Genomic DNA, 23,035 nt, shown 5'->3' on the forward strand with positions numbered 1-23,035 from the left:
AATGCCGGCATCAAGGTAATCATCGCCAACGGCAATACGCCAAACATCCTCATCAATCTGAAGGAGCATCCGATGGAGACCCTCCATACCGAGTTCGTGGCAAGGCCAAAAGAGAAATAGAATTTAGTATAAAAATAATCGTTATCGCCATTACATAATTGGTTTCCAACAACTATGTAATGGCGTTTTTCTTTCTTATATACAGCAATTTCAATATAGATATGGTGTGATTCTCAGTTGGATAAAGTTAAAAAATACAATATCAATTGGAGGTTCACATGATTTTACCGATAATCACGAGAAAAAACTAATACTCACTCCAAAGCCCCAGGTTTTCCGTATCTTTGCAGCATGAAAATAATTAATGTATAATCTTATAAAAAAACGACACGCTATGAAGAAAGTGAACAAGATGAATTTTCTTTTAGAAGAAACAAGCAAGTGGCTATTATCATTAGGACTCATTATCTCAATGGGAGCCTGCAGTGACAACGACTCTGACGAGAATGTGCCTAATCCAGGACATACTCCACTGACAGATGTTCAAGTAGCGCCACGCAATCCTTACCTGGCATCCGAACATTATAGTATCACGCATTTCAATTCAGCGCAGACCGACGCTTTCCCTTATGCAGTGAAGGATGGTATATTCACCGTGAATCCGGAGAATTGTGCTTCTACCTGGAGCGGACCTGTCAACCTGATGACACTCTCCTCTACCTCACCAGATTACATGTGGGGTATGAGCAGCGACCGCGTATCCTATATCAACGTAAAAGACGGAAAGTTTGAGCGCATTGTCGAAGCGGAACTTCCTGACATCAAGAAGCATACCAAGGAAGAGTTAGAAAAACTGACTGCCGACTATTCATCACTGAATGACTTGAACAAAGCGGCAACAGACATTCTGGGACAGATGCCACAGATGTCGATGGCGAACGGATGCTACGTTTTGTGCGACAAGGACAATTTTGTATATATCAATGCTGGAAGAAAACTGTCTCGATATCGTCTCAAGAACGCCTCCAAGCCTGAGGAAGGAATCATGTTGGACAACACGATAAACCTGGCTTCCAACATAGCCAATTCACGCACCCTTGTAGGAGTATCCATGACATTTGATGGTCATCTGATTGTTGCGGCTCAACGTTGCCTGTTGATGCTAGACCGTGGCTTGACTACCATAGAGGATACCTATACCCTGCCTACAGACCAGATATTGACCAATTCCGTCTCAGTGGACGAAAACTCTGTCTATGTGGCGAGCAACAGCACCGAGCCTAACGGCAAGGGATTGATACAGCGCATTATCTGCAAGAATGGCAAGTTCTCTACAGATGCTTCCGAAGGTGCTTGGCAAGCTTCTTATGATGGAGGTCCTGCTGCTCCTTGCATTAAATTGGGCTATGGTACTGGCTCCACTCCTACCTTGATGGGATTTGGTAGCGATGAAGACAAACTCGTTGTCATCACCGATGGCAGCAAACGCATGAAGTTAGCAGCATTCTGGCGAGACGAGATTCCTACAGATGCCAAGGTCATTGAAGAAGGCAACCCTAGATTGGCGGGAGTGTTTGAAGTATCATGCGGACTTCCTGTCTCTACTGAGTGGGTGCAGTCAGAACAGTCGGTAGTAGTAGGTGGCTATGAGGCTTTCGTTGTAAACAACATCAAGGAAACTGCCGAAAAAGCTACAGACAAGATTATCGGTGTATTGGCGATTGGTCCTCTCTTGGAAGGTCCAAAAGGCGTGGAGTGTGTACGTTGGAATGTAAAGGACAACAAATGGGAGGCTCTTTGGAGTCGCTCTGACATAAGTTCTATAAGTATGATTCCTGCTGTTAGCACAGCTTCTGACATGGTCTTCGTAAATGGTTGGTACGATAATGCAGGTTGGAAGATTACAGGTTTGGATTGGGCAACAGGCAAGACTCGCCACCAAGTGAATCTGGGTAAAAGTAATCGAGGCAATGGCGCATATGCCATCTTGCAGTACTTCCCGAATGGTGACTTATTGTTTAATTCGGTAGCAGGACCTTTCCGTGCCCCATTAAAGTAAATATGACGATGAATAAAATCTGGAATTTAAGTTTATTGTGCCTGGGCGCATTGGTATTGATCGTCCAGACAGCTTGCAGCGATAATGACAGCGATTCCCGAGAAGTTCCACAAGTCGTTCCAACAGCTCAGTGGAGCCAGACGATGGCAGGAAATGGTGAGACATTGGGAGCTTATCCCGATCTCTACAGCAACTATTGGGAATTTACTTATCGCCAGGATGAGAACTCTGATAAAATTATCTGCATCAAGGGACAATACCCTTACTGCAGATACATGAGTTTCTCATTCTACAATGACGAGACAGGAGATGTCATCGGCGGTTTGGACGATATCAACATTCATGCAGATGCTGGTTCTACCAATCCATTCAAAAAGACTATATCGGGCAAAAACTACTATACCCTCTATGTGGTATCTGACGATGTTAGTCAAAAAGTACTGGACAAGTTGAAAGGCGCCAATATCTGCAAGGTAGATTCCAAAGTCAAGAAGGTGATGATATGTCATCGCCAATACCTTGGTACAAAGGAAGATGGCAAGACCGATGACGAGTTTGGTGGAGTATCATTGCCTGAAATCACGGCATTGGACACAGAAAACTTCAAGAATGTAGTTCCACCTGCACACGTGGAATCGAATGTCTATAAGATTACATCGAAAGTTTTCTCACAGAAGTCGGATGAGAACAACCAAGTGCCATTTTTCCTGGCACCAGTGAGCAGGTATTACCCGAACAATTCCACCTCTTATCTCTATGCTCGCACCCATCTGCAGAAGGATTCCATCTTGGCGTTCACCTTCTATCCTGTTACTGCACCGACCAAGCCTGAGGAATACGCTACAGCTGATGCCCGATATTGGTCCATCTGTCTAGGTTCTGCATCCGATACCCGTTCATATTATTCAATATGTGACCGTGATGCAAGATACGAGCCTGGCAAGAAAGCCATGTTCTTCATCTGCCTGAAAAACAACCCTAAGTTGAAGGAGATTGAGGAAAAGGTGAGAAAGCTCAATGAGGAACAAGGTGGTTTCGTGAACCTCATGGTATGGGACAGCGAGAAGAAAAACATAGACGGAAAGCCTATTGGCGAATATATCGCATTGATGTATCGCAACATCCTGCCTAATCCTGACTGCCTTTATTCTATGGTGAAGATGACACCTACGGCATATAAGGACGAAAAGGGTGAACCTATCGACCATGTCACCGACCCAGAAAATCAGTTGGCGCATCTAGCATTGGGGAGATATGGTCCTATAGGCACAAAAATCAGCACCCAGTTATTCCTGGAAGCCCGCATTGATGTCGTACACATGTAATAAAAATGATTTACGTCAGGCAGGCAGCACTGCTAGTTTAATTTTTGTAAAAATAGTGACTGTGATTTGCCCATCTTGATAAAAAGCATTACTTTTGCAAAAAAGTATCAAGAATGGGAATATCTATCGAATTTGCAAGCCCAGACATATTTTATGCCTTGGCTTGCTTTACTTATATAATAGTAGGCATAACATGTGGCATCATCAGATGGTGCCACATGTGCCATCCTTACGACAAACAGGCAGACTTCTTTTATCCTGCTCGCCGGCAAGTGACCTTTTATTTTGCGGCAACTGTCTTGCAGTTCCCATATATATTATGCCCACATGACGCTGACTTGTGGTTTTACGTCCGCTCGTTTGGCATCATCTATTACCCGATGTGTGCAGCCATGATGTTCCATCGTTACTTCCGCCTGGGACATGGTAATCGTAATTGGCTGTCGCGTTTCAAGTTTTCCATATCTATTGGTTTACTCGTCGTGCTAATGCTCCTATCTCTGTTCCATACCGATGACACATTCTCAAGAAACCAGTTGGTATGGGAATGTGTTATGGGTGGCATAAGCCTTCTGCTCACCATGGATTTTGTAATCGAAGGTCGATGGCTCAATCATCAGATAGACAATTACCACACACAGAATTACTCCAATGACAGCGATTTTCCGTATGCTTTTGCCAAGAAGGTAATTTATCAACCCCTGGGATGTTTCTTGTTGATGTGGATAGTTTTTCTTACAGACAGCAGAATGGTTAAAATGATTGTTGACCTACTGCTTGCAGCCTGGATGCTGCTTATCCTATGTATGATATTGCATCCCAACCGCATGATACATTCTGCAGAAGTAAAAGAGAAAATGGAAAAGTTGGAAGCGGAAAGCCTTCAACTGGTACAGAAAGAAGCCGAAGAAACTGAAAATCAGGTCATCGCAGAGGACATGGTTGAGGGTGAAAAAGGAACATCAGTGAAAACTGAAAGACAAATTCAGCCAGAGGAGTGGGATACCGTGAGACAAGAAGTGCTTACCATCGTGAGTCGGCGGTATCTGGAACCCAGCCTGAAACGAGTGGAAGTAATAGGCGATGTAAGAAATTGCACACACAGCTTGGCGGGCAAGTTTATCACAGAAATAGGATTCTACCAATTGGTAAATGCCTTCCGCATCCGCCATTACGAGCAACTGATAAAAGATGCGCCTGCAGCTATGAGCCAAGAAATGGCCGCCGAGAAATGTGGCTTCAAGAATCGCTGGGCACTCTCCAATGCCCGCAAGCGAATGAAAGATTTCGACTATTCGCTTATCGAGGAATATCTATAAGTAGGATAAGATATTACATTGTTGTCCTCAAAATGACAGAAAGTTTACCTACGGATTAAACTTTCTGCCTTTTTCTTTTGCTCATTCAAGAAATAGTCGTATCTTTGCCATTACAACAAAGTTGTAACACCAAAAATGTAATGGCATATGAAACCAAGTAACAGGAAATTAGCAAATCCTTTCATCTATCAAGGGTATGAAAGTCCTGAGTATTTCTGCGATAGAGAAGCAGAGACTGCTACCCTTTTATCTCATCTGAAGAACGGCAGGAACGTAACACTTATCTCTCAGCATAGAATTGGCAAGACGGGACTCATCAAGAATACCTTCTTCTATCTCGAGAAAGAAGAGAACGATTCCGTGTGCCTTACCGAGTTGATGTTCACCGATAATGCCGAGTTGTCAGGCTTGATAGCCAGGATGTGGCGAATGCCGGCATCAAGGTAATCATCGCCAACGGCAATACGCCAAACATCCTCATCAATCTGAAGGAGCATCCGATGGAGACCCTTCATACTGAGTTTGTGGCAAGACCACTAAACAAGTAAATTCATTAGGGATAAGAAATACAGAAACCTAAAAAAGCAGCAAGCCTATTTATATAGACTTTGCTGCTTTTCGTTTTTATTATGAATAGTTGATACGTTATTCTAATACCAATACGTGGCTCGTTCCATCTGTCTGGCTGAATACATTCAAACCGACCTTCATCAGATAGTCACCGCTATACTGCTTGCCATTGCACTCCAAATCAGATTCCTTTCCAGGCATCAGATTGGTCTCCTTTATGGTATAAACCTTATCGGCATCCAATCCCTGCATCTTCACATTCATCACAGGCTCCTTGTAGCGTGGATGCAAGTCGTATGCAAAGAGAATGGCACGCTGCTTGTCCTTACTTACATAGTTAATGGCACAATGGTTGCCTTCGTAAGGAGAAACCAGGCGATACTGGTCGCCCTCGAGAATCATAGGCTTCATGCTATCGTAGTTCTTAACAGCATTCTGCACAAACTTGTATTCATCACCAGAAAGCGACTTGAGGTCGATATCAAAGCCCAACTTACATGAACTGCAAACATCGGTGCGGAACTTCACACTGGTATTCTTGTTCCAGTTGGTTACATGCGAACCCATGGTCTTGGCTGGGAAGAACTTCGACAGGCTCCACTGGATGTAGAGGCGCTCGTATGGATCAGTATCGTCTGAACACCAGAACTCGGTGAAATACTTAAGCATCTCATAATCCATTCTGCCGCCACCGCCAGAGCAGAGCATCATCGGCAACTTAGGATACTTCTTATGAATACGGGTAAGCACCTTGTAGATACCACGCACATGATCGATATAGAAATTACCCTGATTCTCCTTATGATATGGAGAATAGATATTGGTAATCACACTGTTGCAGTCCCACTTGAAGTAAGCCACATCCGGATTCTCCGTCATGATGCGATCCACGATGCCGAATACATAATCCTGTACCTTAGGGTTACTGATATCAAGCACCAGCTGGTTGCGGTAATAATAGGTATCACGCTTTGGCTGCATGATCACCCAGTCGGGATGCTTCTCAAAGAGTTCACTCTTAGGATTCACCATCTCAGGCTCAATCCAAATACCAAACTTTACACCAGCCTTCTTGGCGTCTCTTACCAATCCAGGTATTCCATCAGGCAGCTTGCTTTTGGTAGCCTCCCAGTCGCCGAGACCTGCATGGTCGTCCTTGCGAGGATACTTGTTGGCAAACCAACCATCATCAAGCAAGAACATATCTACACCCAGGTCCTTGGCATCCTTCATCAACTCTGCAAGCCTCTGCTGGTTGAAGCCGAAGCCTGTATTCTCCCAGTTGTTCAAGAGCGTAAGGCGATCTTCCATACCCATGTTTACCTGATACTGACGAGCCCAATTGTGCAAATTACGGGAAGCCTCACCGATACCATTATCGCTCATGGCAAAGATAAATTCAGGGGTAGTGAACGTCTCACCAGCCTTCAGTTTATAATTAGAGGCGTATGGATTGATGGCAGGAATAACACGAAGAGCTCCCACGTTATCTACCTCGAAGGTAAAGCGGAAGTTGCCAGGCCATCCGATGGTTCCAAGCATCACCTTGCCCTCATTCTCCTTGGCAGGCTCATCAAATCCCAGTTCAAAGAAAGGCTCCTCCTGCATGGCTGCACGGGTACCCAACTTGGTATCAACAATTTTCTTACCAGCAGTCAACTGGCAAGTTTCAGGCTGGCCTTCCTTAGCCCAGTCGCTATGATAATTGGTAACGAAATACTTGTTTGCCTTGAAATAAAGCATTGTTGAGCTATATCTCCAAAGCGTAACCGGAGCTTTCTCCTTATGAGAGATTTCGCTCCACGCCTTGATGACGTTCTCCTTAGGATAAGCAGCATAGTGGAGTTTCACTGTCAGCGGATACACCTTGTCCTTAAGCGTGATGATGGTCTCAACACCTCCACTGATAGCCTTTTCTTCAGAAGACTGATAATACAAATAGGTGGTCATATTACCATCTGCATGGGTCACTGCCACTGCTGGCTCGAAGAAATCTTCAGCACCAGAGGTTGCATAAACCTCATGACCTCGCTGGCAGACGGAACCATCAGAGGCTGCATATACATCCCACTTCAGATGATTGTAATCTGAAGGATTCTTCAACTTGTCACCCAGATACACTTGGTAGAGGCGACCCTTAGGAGAAACCTGCATCACGAGGTCGGTCTTGTCTGTTGACACTCTGATGGTCTTTTGAGCAGATGCCATGATAGATGTCATGCACATCGCTGCGATAATCATAAATACCTTTTTCATCGTTCTTTGGTTTTTATGTGATTGCTTTGTTATAATTAAACGCTATAATACTTTCATTATTATCTTAGAATTTGATTCCTGCAGAGAATTCCACCGTGAACGGACGGAGATAGCTACCACTCATGTACTTGCCGTCATATTTGCCAGCTTCCTGCTTGGTAATCAGCTCTGAGCCGCTAATGGTACCCTTGGCACCCTTCTCGTTAAAGATATTGATGACACTCACGCCAAGGCTCAGTTTCTTGTTCACATTCCAGTTGATTCCGCCGAAAGTCTCCCAGTGACCATTGAAGTAGAGTGCCTCCTGAAGGTTGGCATAGGTCTTACCGAAGTAACGGAAGCTCAACCAGGCATTCAGATTCTTGGTGATATCATACTTAGGGTCCAACTCTATAAGAACCTGAGGAATCTCCTTGACAATCATGTTATTGGCATTCACACCCATAGACTGACCATCACTGAACGTTACACTCGCATTATAGTTCTTATACACCGGCTTCTGATAGGTGAAGAGTGCATGCATGTGGAAGTTCTTGAACGGATTGATTTCTGCCGAGGTTGTCCAACCCAAAGTCTGGATGTTATAGATGAGCAACACGGTCTTGCCCTCTGTAGTGCTAGGCTTGGTAAGATTCTGCTGGTCGATATTGTTCGACTTTGAAATGTAGGTCACCATTGAAGAAAGGTCAATCCAATCATTCTTGTAGAAAATACCACCACGAATCAGTGGGATGGTTACTCGCTTATACTGCTCCTCGGTAGGACCTGTTCCTGCATACTCGCTGATGCGTGGAAAACGGGTGGCGATGGTAGCATCAGCAGTCAAACCAAACTGGCGGGTAAGGTTATACGTCAACTGCAAGGTGGCTGCATAATTCAATTTATCCTTGGTTACGTTCTTTGCTTCGATGCTGTGCTCGGTAGCAACAACAGAACCATCAGCAGCAGTAGCGTATGTATTATAGTTACCCATGTGGAATCCTGAGAAACGTGGAGTAGAAATCTGCTCGGCAGACATGCGGTAGTACTCCAATCTACCACCATAGAACACCTTGAACTTAGGACTTACCTTCCATTCGTCGGTAAAATAGAGTGCCAACTTGTTCTCTGATCCCTTAGTATATTCTGGACTCAACTCATTATAACCGAAAGTCTCAGAACGACGGGCTGTCTGTGTAGGATCAAGCGGATTGACATACATCTGGCTCAATGTGCGTGGATAAGCTTCTACGGTGCCTGCCCACTGGAACGAAGACGAATAGTAATTGAGATGGTAATACCACTCGTTCAAACCAATCATTAACTTATGGTTGTTCAACTGCTTGGAGATTTCGGTAGTCAAAAGCGCATTGCTCACCTTACCAACATGCAACCAGGTGCGGCGGCCTTCTATATAGCCACTGTAGGCAGATCCATCAGAAAGCTGATAGCCATCAGCCTCGCTCACCTGAGAGATGGTACTTCCTCCGTAATCCACAAAATTGGCACGTGGAGCATTCATATACTTAGCGTTGAATTTCCACAACCATCCATTATCAAACTGATACTGGCTGATGAGGGCAATTTCGTTGGCATGATTCTCACTGCCATCGCTCATATTCCATGTCTCCATCTTTCCTGACTTTGTATTCAAGTATTGGAAAGAACCTTGACGCTGCACGTATGAGTCCATACCAGGGTCAAAGCCATCAATCTTCTTGATACTGCCGTCGCCTGAATAGATAAATGGTGCGGCATTGGCAAAATTGCCAGGGTTCTTGCTGTTGGAATACTTATATAATAAGGAGATACGTCCCTTTCCATCATTCAAGATGCGAGTGATGCCGAAATGATAAAGTTGGGTACGGTCGGCATAATCAGTAAAGCGAAGTTTGAAACTACCTGGATCGAAATTCTGATACATACTGGCAGTATAAAGCCAATTGTCACCGATTCCACCAGACAGGTTGAGATCTACATTCTGCATACCAAAATGGTTTGCCTTATAGTTGAGCTTGCCCTTGAACTCTTTCTGTCCCAACTCGCTGAAAGAAGAAACTGCGTACGCAATATTACCAGTAGCAATGGCAGACTCAGATGGAGTCATCAAGTCGGTACCTTTCAGTGAGGCATCGCTACGCCAATGTGCAGACAGTCTGTGTACGGAAGAAGAGTAAACGGCAGGAAGACCGTTCTCATATACGGTTACATCCTCGCTTGGCAATCCTATCTGGATTTCACGAGGCTTGTTGGCATCAGATGCGTTGAGCATCACATTACGCTCTTCCTTTTTCTCCTTGTTTTCAGAATCGTCAGAAGGAAGTGCATACACTTGGCTTGCAGCAGACATCGCTACCAAAGCCATAGAAAATGTTCGGATTCTTAAGTTCATAATTCTACAGTTGTTTATTCTTTGTTTGACATGATTTCACTTGCTACCGAATGCGATTCGATTGCGGTTGCAAAGTTAAGGAGATTTTTCAGACATTGGCATCATGTGTAGGTTACGAGTAGATAAATATTAGGTTTGTTAAGTCTATAACCTTCTAATAATCAAGCTATCAAAGATATTAATACTTTTTAATAGAGTAGATGGTAAAAAGAGAAATAAATGTAGTATCTTTGCAGAAAAATACAATTATAAGGCACTCTAATAGCCTATCAGATAGTAACAATAACAATTAAAAGGATAGTTATGAAAGTAGTATTGTGGTTCTTAATGATGTTTATGCCATTAATGGCAAATGCTTCTTCCGTAAACGAGGAACAGCTGTTCCATCGTTTAGACAGTTACATCGCTCAGCGAAGCAAGTTTACCCAAAGAAAAGAAGCGAAACTGCTAAGACTCAAAAAGCAACTATACACAACTTCCGACAAGCGCAGCCAGCTTAGGCTCTATAACCAAATCTACAGGGAGTATTATACCTACCGTTACGACTCTGCCATGACATACGCCAAGAAGGGCTACCAGCTGGCAGTACAACTTCAGGATGATTATTTCATCAACCTGAATAAAATCAATCGTGCGGCAGTGCTGTCAACAGGCGGTTTCTACAGCCAGGCAGAAGACTTAATGCTTGCAATGGATGTGGAGAAAATGTCACCTAAGTTATTGCAATACTATTATTATACCTTGACTTGGGTATATAACTACTGGGAAACTTTCTGCAACAAGTCGGAGTTTCAAGAAGGATTAGAAGCCAAGAAACGTTTTTATTTAGGCAAGACTCTTGAGCATATCGGCAACAAGAAATCCGCTCTTTATTACTATCTTTCAGGAGAGTTTGAATTTCTAAAGCAGCGTACAAGCAAAAAAACACTTCAGTTCTACATGAAGGCGCTTTCTGCCAGTCCCCTGAACAGCCGTGTGTATGCCTCATCGGCTTATTGCATAGCCCGCTATTATTATGATACCGACCAAAAGGATTTATACGAAAAGTATATTGTAGAAGCAGCCATCTCAGACCAGATATGTCCCCTGAAGGAGAATCTGGCCCTTCAGGAGTTTTCCACCTATCTATATAATAAGGATGCCTCCTATGCAAAGAGGGTTGCCAAATACATCTATTGCTCCATGGAGGATGCCCAATTCTACAACAACCGTCTCCGCATAGTTGAGATTTCCCGCATACTTCCCCTTATCACAGAAACGAACCATCAGGCAGAAGTACGCAAGAACCGCATCGTAACAGCATCTCTCGTCATCGTGAGTATCCTGTCGCTAGGATTCCTTGCCATGGCTTTCTTTGCATTCAGGATGAACAAGCGTCTAGCCAAGAGCCGTAGGGAGATAAAAAGCCAAAATACACTCTTGGACGAACTGAACCAGAAGCTGCTCAACACCAATAAGCGAAGAGAGACCTATATGCATTTATTTATGGACATCAGTGCCGTATATATCAAGAAACTGGATGATTATCGCAAATTGGTAAGCCGCAAAATCAAGGCAAAGCAAACTGCCGATCTTCTGACTGCCATCAACAGCTACAAGTTGGCAGAAGAAGAGGCAGCCAACTTCTATATTCGCTTCGACAAGGCATTCATTGACTTGTATCCGAATTTCGTGGAAGAGTTCAACCAACTGCTGTTGCCAGAAAAACAGATAGTTCTCCCTGCCCCTAACAGTCTCACCAAGGAACTGCGTATCTATGCACTGATGCGACTGGGAATTACGGATGGTCAGGAACTGGCCACCCTCCTGTTCTATTCTACGCAAACCATCTATAATTACAAGGCAGCCATCAGAAAGCGAGCCAAAGACCTTACCACTTTTGATGCAGCCATCAACCGGCTATGCAATGTGATAGGCTAATATGTGTTTTAAACGTGCGGAATGTACTTAAAAAAGATAGATTTCGCACGTTTAAAGCACATTTTCTTAGATATCGCTTCATATTTGGGCTATTCCGCATACTCTTTTCTTTACTTTTTATAGCAACAAACGTTAAAAATATACTCTAAACGTGCGGAATGTATCTAAAAAAGATAGATTCCGCACGTTATCTCACTATTTTTTCGTATATTTGCCCCAGAAATATAACTATTTGAACTATGTTAATAGGTAGAAAAGAAGAACTGAAGACACTTCATCAAGCATTGATTGCAGATGAGTCGAAGTTTGTTGCCATATATGGGCGCAGACGAGTGGGAAAGACTTTCCTGGTAAGGGAGGCCTTCAACAATGACTTTGCCTTTTATCATACAGGATTGGCAAATGAGACCAATCGCATACAATTGGCAGAGTTCAACCGTTCACTCACATCATATAGCAAACAGAAACAGTCGAAGTTAAAAGATTGGTATGATGCTTTTGACAGGTTGGGGCAACTGTTGGCACAATCTACTATCCCCAAGAAAGTAGTGTTCATCGACGAGATGCCATGGATGGATTCTCCACGCTCCAATTTTCTTTCGGCTTTGGAACATTTCTGGAATGGATGGGCTTCCGCCCGCAAGGATATTCTCCTCATCGTTTGCGGCAGTGCTACCTCATGGATTATCAATAAGGTGATTAAAAATCATGGTGGATTGCACAACCGTGTGTCTGTCCGCATTCATCTGAAACCGTTTTGCTTAAGGGAATGCGAACTCTATTCCGAAGAAATGGGACTGCGCTTCAATCGCCGACAGGTTTTGGAAGGATATATGATCATGGGAGGTGTTCCGTTTTATTGGTCTCAACTGAAACCGGGAATGAGTCTGGCACAGAACATCAACCAGTTATTTTTCTCAGAGGATGGCAGTCTTCGACATGAGTTTGATGACTTATACGACTCTTTGTTCAAACAGCCTAAGCCTTATCTCTCGATAGTAGATACTTTGGCAACCAAGAAAGTCGGAATGACCCGAACAGAAATCTTACAAGCAACCAAGTTGACCGACAATGGCAAGTTGACGGAATACTTAGAGAACTTGGAATACTGCGGATTTATCCGAAAATACAATTGCATCGGAATGAAAGCTAAGAATGCCTTGTTCCAGTTAATGGACAATTACACCTTATTTTATTATAAGTTTATCAAGGACAGCTATATCAATGACGCACAATATTGGACCAAGATTACCGGCAAACCCGAGTACAACACGTGGTGCGGTTTGGCTTTTGAACGAGTATGCCTACAGCATGTGGAGCAAATCAAGACAAAGCTAGGCATTCAAGGAGTTATCACCACGGTTTATTCTTGGAGTGTAGCTGGGAGCAAGGATAAGCCGGGAGCACAGATTGACTTGCTGATAGACAGGAGCGATGATGTCATCAATCTCTGTGAAATCAAATACTCCAAGGCTCCATTTCAGATAACTAATACGATAGATGCGAGTTTACAAAACAAGCGAGAGCGTTTCATCCAAGAAACTGGCACCGAAAAAGCCGTACATCTTACAATGATTACGACCATGGGATTATCCGACAATCCTTATGCCTGGGATGTTCAGTCGGTAGTAACAATGGATGACTTGTTTGTTCTCTAAACGTCCTAACTATATTAAGTTGGAGGAGATGGCAACAGAATCTGTTCTTAAAGCATTCTGTAAGGCATTAAAGATAAAGCTCGTAAAAGAGCGCCTCCCTTTACGTGATTTGAACGATGCTTGGGAATATCTCCACAACTACACTATGGATATGTAGATTCCCTAACTGCTTTAACAAGCCAGAAAATATGGTTGCTTAAGTAAGAGAATGTGGTTGCTTAAGCTTACGGACACTGAATCTCGGGTTAACGGAGATAGTTTCTTGAGTTAGCGGAGACAGTTTCTTGGGTAAGAGAATACTGCTTCTCGGAGTTTGCCACTAGGCTCAGCAGCTCTGCTGAGCCTAGTCAGCAGGTCTGCCGACTGCAGTCAGCACATCTGCTGACTATAGTGACAACACCTTATTGTTGTACAATAACACACCTTATAGTTGTACAACCTTACACCTTATAGTCGTACAACTTTACCCCCCATAGTTGTACAACCTTATACACTATAGTTGTACAACTACAAACTCTGATACAGAGATACTACTTTCTTTTGGAAATACAATTTTTATCTGCAACTTTTATCGAAAAAAGTGAAGAGAAAAATTGCTTTTTCGATATAAAATCGTATCTTTCAAGAAGTTCTACCTGAAATTCAAAGAGTTAACAATTCCTCAGACACTGTCTGAGGAATTCAAAAAGCAAAAACAGCAGACACTGTCTGCTGAATCTTCTTTGCTACCCCAAAAAGGTCAGGCGCTGCCTGACCTTTTTTAATATCATTTTCCGTATAACTATCCATTTATCTATAAAATCATTACTTTTTCTTGCATAAAGTTTGCAATTTCCGATATTTATGCTTACCTTTGCCGTTGTTAAGAGGGAACTCGTAACACATTACAAAATATCTTATCAAAAAAATAAGAAAGGAAATAGCGAATGGAACTGAAAGAAACTTTCCAACAGGTGAAGAAGGCTAGCAAGACTCTGGGCTTGCTGACCGATGAACAACGTAACGAAGTGCTAAAGGCGGTGGCTGATGCCATCATCGCTGAGACTCCTGCGCTTCTCAAAGCGAATGCAGAAGACTTGGCGAAGATGGACAAGGCGAACCCGCTCTACGACCGGTTGCAACTCACAGAGCAGCGACTTCAGGATATTGCTTCGGATATGAGACACGTCAGTACCCTGCCCTCACCGCTCGGAAGAGTTCTCAAAGACAAAACACTCGAAAATGGTTTGCATCTGCAGCGAGTTGCCGTTCCATTCGGAGTTATCGGTATGATTTATGAAGCCCGTCCTAATGTGACTTACGATGTTTTCTCACTCTGTTTCAAGAGTGGAAATGCGTGCGTACTGAAAGGTGGAAAGGATGCAAACGCCTCAAACTCAGCGGGTGTCGAACTTATCCACAGGGTGTTGATAACTTTTGGTATTGATCCGAATGTCGTTACACTACTCCCTGCTACCCATGAAGCTACCGGCGAAATGCTGAATGCCGTGGGCTATATCGACCTCTGTATTCCTCGTGGCGGAAAGAAGCTTATCAACTTCGTCCGTGATACTGCCAAAGTTCCGGTTATCGAAACCGGAGCTGGCGTGGTACATTGTTACTTCGACAAGGATGGAGACCTGGAGATGGGCAAGCGCATCATCACCAATGCCAAGTGCCGAAGAGTGAGCGTATGCAATGCACTCGACTGTCTGCTGATTCACGAAAGTAGATTAAGCGACCTACCAACTCTCTGCGAAGGTCTCGCAGAAAAACAAACCAAGATTCATGCAGATGCCAAGGCTTACGAAGCTTTAAAGGGTCACTATCCTGACACCTTATTATATAAGGCAGAGGAAAGCGAAGCGAAGATGAAGGAAACAGATACTAACGTGAAGAGCATCTGGAACACCGAATGGCTCAGCATGCAAATGGGCATCAAAACCGTAGCTTCGGAAGATGAGGCGCTCGACCATATCGCCACCTATGGAAGCGGACATAGCGAGAGCATTGTTTCCAACGATGAAACTGCCCAGAAGAAATTCCAGGCAATGGTAGATGCAGCCTGCGTTTATGTAAACGCTCCTACCAGTTTTACCGATGGCGCACAGTTCGGATTGGGCGCAGAAATTGGTATCAGTACCCAGAAGCTTGGAGCCCGCGGACCAATGGCACTTGAAGAAATTACCACCTACAAGTGGCTGATTACAGGAAATGGACAAACAAGGAAGTGAAGAACAAGGAAGTGAAGAACGAAAAGTGAAGAGTGAAGAATTCAATAGCTTTATATTAGAAATAACAAACAAAAAACGAAATAACAATGAAGACATTCTTTAATGTTGAAGACCTTGGCGACTTGAAAGCAGCGCTCGCCGAGGCACAGGAAGTAAAAGCAAACCGTTTCGGTTATCAGGAGTTGGGCAAGAACAAAACCTTGCTGATGATATTCTTCAATAACAGTCTCCGTACTCGTTTGAGTACACAGAAGGCTGCGATGAACCTGGGCATGAATGTGATCGTGCTCGATGTGAATGCCGGTGCATGGAAACTGGAGACAGAGCGTGGCGTTATTATGGATGGCGACAAGAGCGAGCACCTGCTGGAGGCTATCCCAGTGATGGGTAGCTTCTGCGATCTTATCGGTGTGCGCAGCTTTGCCGGTTTGAAAGACCGTGACTACGATTATGCCGAGACCATCGTCAACCAGTTCATAAAGTACAGCGGTCGCCCAGTCTTCGCGATGGAGACTGCTACCGTTCACCCTCTCCAGGCATTCGCCGACCTCATCACCATCGAGGAGCATAAGAAGGTGGCTCGTCCTAAGGTAGTCCTGACCTGGGCTCCTCATTGCCGTGCCTTACCTCAAGCTGTACCAAACTCATTCGCCCAGTGGATGAATGCAGCCGATGTAGATTTCGTGGTTACTCACCCAGAGGGCTATGAACTCGACCCTAAGTTCGTGGGCAACGCCAAGGTGGAGTACGACCAGAAGAAGGCGCTGGAAGGTGCAGACTTCGTTTACGCCAAGAACTGGAGCTGTCCGGGCGTGAAAGACCCAGCACAGTATGGTGAGATATTGAGCAAGGATATGAGCTGGACCATCGACGAGGAGCACATGAGCTGGACCAACGATGGTTGCTTCATGCACTGTCTGCCAGTACGCCGCGGTCTGATTGTAACCGATGATGTCATTGAAAGCAAGAACAGTCTGGTGATTCCTGAGGCTGCCAACCGTGAGATTTCAGCCGAGGTTGTGATCAAGCGCATGCTTGAATCTCTCTAAAGCAGGATATAAGAAAGAGATTGAGGGTGTGTCATAAGTTCATGACACACCCTTTTTTTCGCTCTACTCAACATCATCCTATCCCCTTTTCTCGGTATTTTTATCTTTTCATCCGATTTATATTCTTTTATCTCAGATATTATCCGTACCTTTGCTACCGAAAAAGAAAAAAACAAGATGGACAAATACATAATATTATCACCAGAAGCCAAGGGGACGTTCAACGACCGCTTGAATTTTCTGTATCTCAAACTAGGTAACTATCTCGACACCGAGAAACTGGAAAATCGTACTTTGCAATATTGTAAGGTATTCCTCAGCGACGCCCAGAACCAGACTCAGGATTTAGAAGAGTCACTCCTTTATCAGGAGTATCTTAAGGATACCCATCTTACGATTGTGGAGCAACCTCCGCTCAACGGGAGCAAGATTTCACTTCTTATCAAGACCACAGACGATAAGACCCCTATCCTGTTCCACAGTCTCCGACTGACTGAGGAAGAAGCGAAGGGAAAGGATTCATACGAACAGACCCGAATGCTATTCGACAAATACCTGCAACTTATCGCCGGTACAGATATGACGATGGAGCGCAACCTGGTAAGAACATGGATATACGTAACTCATATCGATGTAAACTATCAGGGAGTAGTAGAAGCGCGCAATGATGTTTTCGACCAGCAAGGTCTGACGGCAGAGACCCATTATATAGCCAGTACGGGCATCGGCGGAGCAACATCCGTACGTCATGCATCTGTAGCTATCGACTTTCTGACCGTTCCCGGCATCAGGGAAGAAGACAAGAAATATCTCCAGGCACTCAACCATCTGAATCCTACTCACGAATACGGAGTAGCCTTTGAAAGGGGAACCAGCCTTTCTCTGCCCCAGAAGAAACAATATTTCATATCAGGAACAGCCAGCATAGACAAACATGGAGCGGTTGTATACGAAGGTGATATTGTCAGACAAACCGGCAGATTGCTCGAGAACATCGGTGCTTTATTGAAGGATGGCGATGCGATGATGAACGATATCCAATACTTTATCATCTACCTGCGCGATATCTCAGACTATCATACCATAGAGCAACTGATGAATCAGTTTTACCCTCAGATACCACATATCATAGTAGAGGCAAGAGTATGCAGACCAGGCTGGCTGATAGAAATGGAATGCATTGCAGAAAAACAAGAACTGAAATAAATGCTGATAAATGCAGAAATTTACTTTCAAAGAGTAAGTTTCTGCATTTTTTATGATTCATTCTAATATATTTTTACTACCTTTGCAGATATAAAAACTTATAAACCGACAAAAATGAGTGAACAGCAAACAAGCCAATCTAATTTTGGCATATATTCGTTATATGTATTGGGAGCCATCGCATGCTTTGTGTTCTTCCAATTTTTCTATCCCTACCATCTGTTTTATCAGGAGCAGAACCAACTGTTTCTGTCATCATGGGATTATCTGACTACTTATCTGGACAAACCGGGATGGCTGGCCTGTCTGGCAGGCGATTTCCTGACCCAGTTTTATTATTTCCGCTATGCCGGTCCTATCATCCTAACCCTCTGTATTCTTATTACGGGACATAATGTAAAATGCGCAGTAAGAGATGCAGACATCCAAGGGAAAAAGACGGCACATATCGTAGCCTTCATCATGATGATCCTATTGGTATGTTTCAGTTTTCACTACGACTACCGGCTTTGCAGCATTCTGGCAATAGCAGGTGGTGCCAGTGTGTTCCGTGTCAGCACCAAGCTGCTCACTTCCACCCGAATGTTTCTCAAGAAGATAGAGAAGATGGACGACAATCCTTCTGCCGCAGCAGGTTTGGGAGCAGCGCATTGGATTACCGCCTTCAGCATCATTGTTTCCGTATTCGTATGCCACTGGTTCTTTGGAAATGGAGTATGGATCTACGGAGCGCTGGTATTTACAGGCTGTCTTTCCCACATCAAGAAAGTGGGAACCTACTATCGCCTGGCTGCCCTCGTGATTCCTTTCTTCCTGCTGATGCTGTCCAAACGACTCTACTTCTGCGACTTCCAGACCCTTTATACCTATCCGGGTTTCGGAAAACTGGTAAAACCGCAAATGGATTTGGAGAAAACATTCGCAGTAGACTGTGAATATTACTTCGGTAATTATAATAAGGTTATCAACATCGTAGAAAAGACGGAAAATCCGGACCAATACATGAAGTTCTACTATAACCTCGTTATGGCGCAAAACGGATATCTTCCAGACAACCTACTGGGATTCCAGAGCAACAACCTGGGTACATTCGATAAACTGGGACCAGACACCCCAACCCTCACCATCAAGACCCTGAACGAACTGTATTGGGTTCTGGGTGACATGACTTTCTGCGAACGTGCCACAATGCTTGCCAATGTCTGCTCTCCGAATAACCGGAATATCAGAATGGTAAAGCGACTTGCCGAAATCAATCTGGTAAAGGGCGACTACGCTGCAACCCGCAAATATCTCCGTATCCTGCAAAAAACCTTCGTATGGAGCAGATGGGCAAACCGTGCTTTCTCATCACTTGGCAGAAAAGCAACAACTGATGAAAAAGCCCTCTTGCAACAATACATAGAAAAGCGCCCGTTCATCAACCGGAAGGATACGCTACGACTGAACGAAAATTGCCACACCATCATGTGTGAACTGGCAGAAAGTAATCCAAACAACAAAATCGCCATCGACTACATGCTCTGCAGCGATCTCCTCCTGAAAGACATGGAAACCTTCAAGCGGGATTATGATACTTATTATCTCAAACAGAAAAACGTTTCCTACGAACGCCTGTATCAGGAGGCTCTCATGATTTATCTGGCGGGAACCAAGGCTAAGCCGGAAGAATGGGCAAAATATATCAAGCGTCAAGATATTCTGAAACGTTTCTATCAGTATAATGAAGAACGGGGCAACCAGGCATTCAGCGATACCTACTGGTATTACTTCGACAAGGCAGAGGTACCTAAGTTGAACATCAACTGAGGAAATAATTGACGCTAACTGTTTATTAAAGAAGAAAAATGAAATACAAGAATATCCTATACAGTGCCATGACGGGCATACTGTTGCTCGCCTCATGTGCCCAGACTCACGAGAATGCTGAGCAGGTAGACCATCTGCCCAACATGTATCCCGACTATGCCGATGTAACGATTCCGGTCAATATCGCTCCTCTCAACTTTGAGATACGCGACAAGAACCTTACCAACATCGAAACCACACTCACGATTGAGGGAGCAGATGCCAACGATGCAGCCAACACTCTTACTGCCACCAGCAACAGCCAGAATCTGAAGTTTGATATGGACGACTGGAAGGCTTTCCTACAAAAGGCTGTGGGCAAGAATATCAAGGTTCAGATATATTCAAAGAGCAATGAGGGAGAATGGACGGCGTTCAAACCCTTCAACTGGCAGGTAGTGGGCGACAGTCTGGATGCTTATCTCACCTACCGACTGATAGAACCCGATTACGAAGTATGGAACAAGATACAGATTAAGCAACGCTGCATAGAGAATTGGCAGGAGAAGATTCTCGCCGACCACAATCTGCAGGAAAACCGCTGTATGAACTGTCATGCTTTTGGCAACCAGGATCCCAACCTCAGTATGGTATATATAAGAGGTGAAGGCGGAGGAGCCATTCTTAACCGCAATGGCAAGCTGCGCAAGCTGAACCTGAAGAACGCCAACATGATTTCTTCAAGTGTATATTACGGTTTCAGTCCATCGGGCAAATACGTAACGTTCTCTACCAATATCATCATTCCAGCCTTTCATGCCAACGCCGACAAGCGACTGGAAGTATATGATTCGAAGAGCGATGTATATGTAGCCGATCTCGACAACAACCGCATCATCTCTTCACCGCTTACCTCCGACAGTACACATCTTGAGACATTTCCTACTTTCTCGCCGGACGGGAAATACGTTTATTACTGCGTAGCTAACAGAAAGGGACTTGAAAGTACGAACCTGAAGGGATTGAAATATTCGCTGGTCCGCATCCCGTTCGATGAAAAGACAGGGAGTTTCGGAACCGAGGTAGATACTCTTTACAAGGAGCGTTCAGTCTGCCATCCTAAGATAAGTCCTGACGGCAGATACTGTCTCTTTACGGTAGCCGATTACGGCACGTTCCCTATCTGGCATCCCGAGGCAGACCTCTATATGATGGACTTGCAGACAGGGAAAGTGGATAGCCTCAGCATCGTGAACAGCGAGAAGAGCGACACCTATCACAGTTGGTCGCATACCGGCAGATGGTTTGTCTTTGCCAGCAAGCGTGACGACGGACTTTACGGCAAGCCTTACTTCTGCTACGTAGACCGCCAGGGCAAGGCTCACAAGCCTTTCGTTCTTCCACAGAGGGAACCAACCTTCTACGATGATTGCCTGAAGAGTTTCAACATACCGGAGCTGAGCCGCGGCCCTGTTCCATTCGATGCCATCGATATAGAGAATGTGATGAAGCAAGAAGCTGAAAAGTTCAAATAAAAAACGAACTTTAGAAAGTAATCCCCCACACGCCCTGAAAGGGCAGAAGCTCCTAGCCCAGGGCATCGCCCTGGGTAATTACGGACGCAAACCTGTCGCCCTGTAAGGGCAAAAGCTTTAAAACGCCAATATTTTGACGAAGCTTTTGCCCTTACAGGGCGCATTGCATAATCTCTATATTACCCAGGGCGATGCCCTGGGCTAGGAGCTTTTGGGCCTTCAGCCCGTACATAAACCACTTATAAATTCTGTTATCTAACCTTCGTCGGAATTCTCTTATCACTCATGATTTCATTTCCAGCCGCACGGGCATCCAGTTCTACAGGCTTGGATGTGAAATCTGGGGTATTATAAGAATCCAGCAACTCATCGTAGTACTTCTTCGGATTGCGCTGTGGCAGCAGGAATGGCTTGCTAACATTGCCCTTATCATCAATGCAGGCAAGGTAAAGACGGGTATAGAGTCCGTCGCCACGGCGGGATGTAAAGACAAACCAATGTGAATCCTTGCTCCAGTTGTGCCAACTGTCCGTATTCTTACTATTGGCTGCAGCCAGAGGCTTAGCCTGACCTGTCTTCAAATCCAGCAACCAGTTATCCGCTTCCTTATGCCAGATAGGGAAACAGCCATAATCACTCATTGTAAACATGATGTACCTGCCATCATACGAAGGACGGGGATGGGTAGCACTCTTCCCCAGTTCACGGGCATTGAAGATGGTATCCACCTTGTTGCCAAACTTACCCGTAGCGGCATCGAAACCTATCTTGCAGATATTATACTTGATATCCTTGTAACCGCTTGGGATAGGCTCTGCGGTAGAAGAGCAGAAGTAGAGCGTCTTGCCATCAGGCGAGAATACCGGATAAGTCTCGTAATGGTCTTTCGTCATCAGGAGAGAATCCAATATCAGTTCATGGGTTGCAGGCTGATAAACGAAGACATCCGATGCCTGGTCGAAGACTTCAATTCGCTCATCCTTCACGGCATGGAAACTCTGATGGGTGGTATTGGTGCTATAAGCGCAATACTTGCCCGATGGATGCCAGTAAGGATAAACCATCGAACCCTTCAGGGAATCGTTCTTAGCCTTCAGCCACTCCCGCTTGCCGTTCTGAGAAACCAAGGTAGCACCATGGTCGCCACGGACATGGAAGGTAAACTGATCGGGATTGGTTCTGTTTGCCGTATGACAGTTGAGACAGGCACCCGGTGCTGCCGTATTCTCAAGGATTGCCGTTTCCTCAAAGTTACTCAAGTTGCGCTGAGAAATGCCCAACTTGCCATACACCTCATAACCAGGGGCAATACGACGATAAGTCAAGCCCCAGTCGTTCAGCTCGTAGGGGCTGACATATATATCGAAGTCCTGATACTTGAACCTTTCACCATTTTTCAATACAAACACAGAGACGGTGAGTTTTCCGCCCTTATTTTTTCTCAAGAAGTCGTGCCACTCCTCTACATCAAAGTCCGCATACTCTTTTCCGAAAGAAGAGATTTCCTCGATGGTCTTCGATCCTGCCACACTCACTAACATTTCATCTACATCGTCATCCGTCATATTGAAATTAAGCGGAGCGATGTTGACAGGAACTGTAACCCCGATGTAATCAGGGAAGATTTCAGGCAATTGTTTGATTTCTTTTGCCTCACTCCATGGTGAAGGATAGCAACAGGAATCGAGAGTAGCCATCCCCATCACAACCAACAGGACACACAACAGATATTTGATTGTTTTCATATCATTCCAGTATTATCATTC

At 44.5% G+C, this 23,035-nt stretch carries 14 protein-coding genes and 2 pseudogenes; 13 read left to right on the plus strand and 3 right to left on the minus strand.

Annotated features, from left to right (window positions below; translation table 11 throughout):
- The 5 genes and pseudogenes from KSW37_RS16045 to KSW37_RS11040 all read left to right on the plus strand — a co-directional run.
- Positions 1 to 120: pseudogene (locus tag KSW37_RS16045) on the plus strand (glutamate 5-kinase); the annotation flags it as partial.
- A gap of 274 nt (positions 121 to 394) precedes the next feature.
- Positions 395 to 2,059, plus strand: a complete 1,665-nt coding sequence (locus KSW37_RS11025; protein ID WP_254368609.1) for a hypothetical protein — start codon at positions 395 to 397, stop codon at positions 2,057 to 2,059.
- A gap of 2 nt (positions 2,060 to 2,061) precedes the next feature.
- Positions 2,062 to 3,384 carry a hypothetical protein gene (locus KSW37_RS11030; protein ID WP_142990615.1) on the plus strand — a complete coding sequence of 441 codons (1,323 nt, stop codon included), beginning with the start codon at positions 2,062 to 2,064 and terminating at the stop codon, positions 3,382 to 3,384.
- Between the two features lie 113 nt (positions 3,385 to 3,497).
- Complete coding sequence (locus KSW37_RS11035) at positions 3,498 to 4,703, plus strand: hypothetical protein (protein WP_217314231.1); 1,206 nt, start codon at positions 3,498 to 3,500, stop codon at positions 4,701 to 4,703.
- Between the two features lie 348 nt (positions 4,704 to 5,051).
- Positions 5,052 to 5,239, plus strand: a pseudogene (locus KSW37_RS11040) (glutamate 5-kinase); the annotation flags it as partial.
- A gap of 109 nt (positions 5,240 to 5,348) precedes the next feature.
- Here KSW37_RS11040 and KSW37_RS11045 read toward each other — a convergent pair.
- Both KSW37_RS11045 and KSW37_RS11050 read right to left on the minus strand, forming a co-directional pair.
- Entirely contained in the window at positions 5,349 to 7,529 is a 2,181-nt protein-coding gene (locus tag KSW37_RS11045; protein ID WP_217314232.1) for an alpha-galactosidase, read from the minus strand.
- 64 nt (positions 7,530 to 7,593) lie between these two features.
- Positions 7,594 to 9,873 carry a TonB-dependent receptor gene (locus tag KSW37_RS11050; protein WP_217314248.1) on the minus strand — a complete coding sequence of 760 codons (2,280 nt, stop codon included), beginning with the start codon at positions 9,871 to 9,873 and terminating at the stop codon, positions 7,594 to 7,596.
- Between the two features lie 330 nt (positions 9,874 to 10,203).
- Between KSW37_RS11050 and KSW37_RS11055 the strand changes: the two genes are divergently transcribed.
- From KSW37_RS11055 to KSW37_RS11085, 8 genes are all read left to right on the plus strand, one after another.
- Positions 10,204 to 11,820, plus strand: a complete 1,617-nt coding sequence (locus tag KSW37_RS11055) for a DUF6377 domain-containing protein (protein WP_217314233.1) — start codon at positions 10,204 to 10,206, stop codon at positions 11,818 to 11,820.
- A gap of 239 nt (positions 11,821 to 12,059) precedes the next feature.
- Positions 12,060 to 13,478, plus strand: coding sequence for an AAA family ATPase (locus KSW37_RS11060; RefSeq protein WP_217314234.1), 1,419 nt, complete (start codon positions 12,060 to 12,062; stop codon positions 13,476 to 13,478).
- A 926-nt stretch (positions 13,479 to 14,404) separates the two neighbouring features.
- Positions 14,405 to 15,691, plus strand: a complete 1,287-nt coding sequence (locus tag KSW37_RS11065) for a glutamate-5-semialdehyde dehydrogenase (RefSeq protein WP_217314235.1) — start codon at positions 14,405 to 14,407, stop codon at positions 15,689 to 15,691.
- Complete coding sequence (locus KSW37_RS16130; RefSeq protein WP_256625105.1) at positions 15,672 to 15,794, plus strand: hypothetical protein; 123 nt, start codon at positions 15,672 to 15,674, stop codon at positions 15,792 to 15,794. Before KSW37_RS11065 ends, KSW37_RS16130 begins: the two co-directional genes overlap by 20 nt.
- Positions 15,778 to 16,740 (plus strand): acetylornithine carbamoyltransferase, encoded by a 963-nt coding sequence (locus tag KSW37_RS11070; protein WP_217314236.1) that lies wholly within the window; start codon positions 15,778 to 15,780, stop codon positions 16,738 to 16,740. Before KSW37_RS16130 ends, KSW37_RS11070 begins: the two co-directional genes overlap by 17 nt.
- A 177-nt stretch (positions 16,741 to 16,917) precedes the next feature.
- Positions 16,918 to 17,946, plus strand: coding sequence for a Rid family hydrolase (locus KSW37_RS11075; RefSeq protein WP_217314237.1), 1,029 nt, complete (start codon positions 16,918 to 16,920; stop codon positions 17,944 to 17,946).
- A 114-nt stretch (positions 17,947 to 18,060) separates the two neighbouring features.
- Positions 18,061 to 19,755, plus strand: a complete 1,695-nt coding sequence (locus tag KSW37_RS11080) for a DUF6057 family protein (RefSeq protein ID WP_217314238.1) — start codon at positions 18,061 to 18,063, stop codon at positions 19,753 to 19,755.
- Positions 19,756 to 19,793: 38 nt separating this feature from the next.
- The gene (locus KSW37_RS11085) at positions 19,794 to 21,269 is read left to right on the plus strand and encodes a TolB family protein (protein ID WP_217314239.1); all 1,476 of its coding nucleotides are present in this window, start codon (positions 19,794 to 19,796) and stop codon (positions 21,267 to 21,269) included.
- A gap of 251 nt (positions 21,270 to 21,520) precedes the next feature.
- On the opposite strand, the gene KSW37_RS11090 is transcribed toward KSW37_RS11085, so the two are convergent.
- Complete coding sequence (locus tag KSW37_RS11090; protein ID WP_437183121.1) at positions 21,521 to 23,014, minus strand: TolB family protein; 1,494 nt, start codon at positions 23,012 to 23,014, stop codon at positions 21,521 to 21,523.
- Positions 23,015 to 23,035 lie beyond the last annotated feature (21 nt).

Origin of the sequence: Segatella copri (genome assembly GCF_019127135.1) — a bacterium.
In the GTDB taxonomy this organism is placed as follows: domain Bacteria; phylum Bacteroidota; class Bacteroidia; order Bacteroidales; family Bacteroidaceae; genus Prevotella.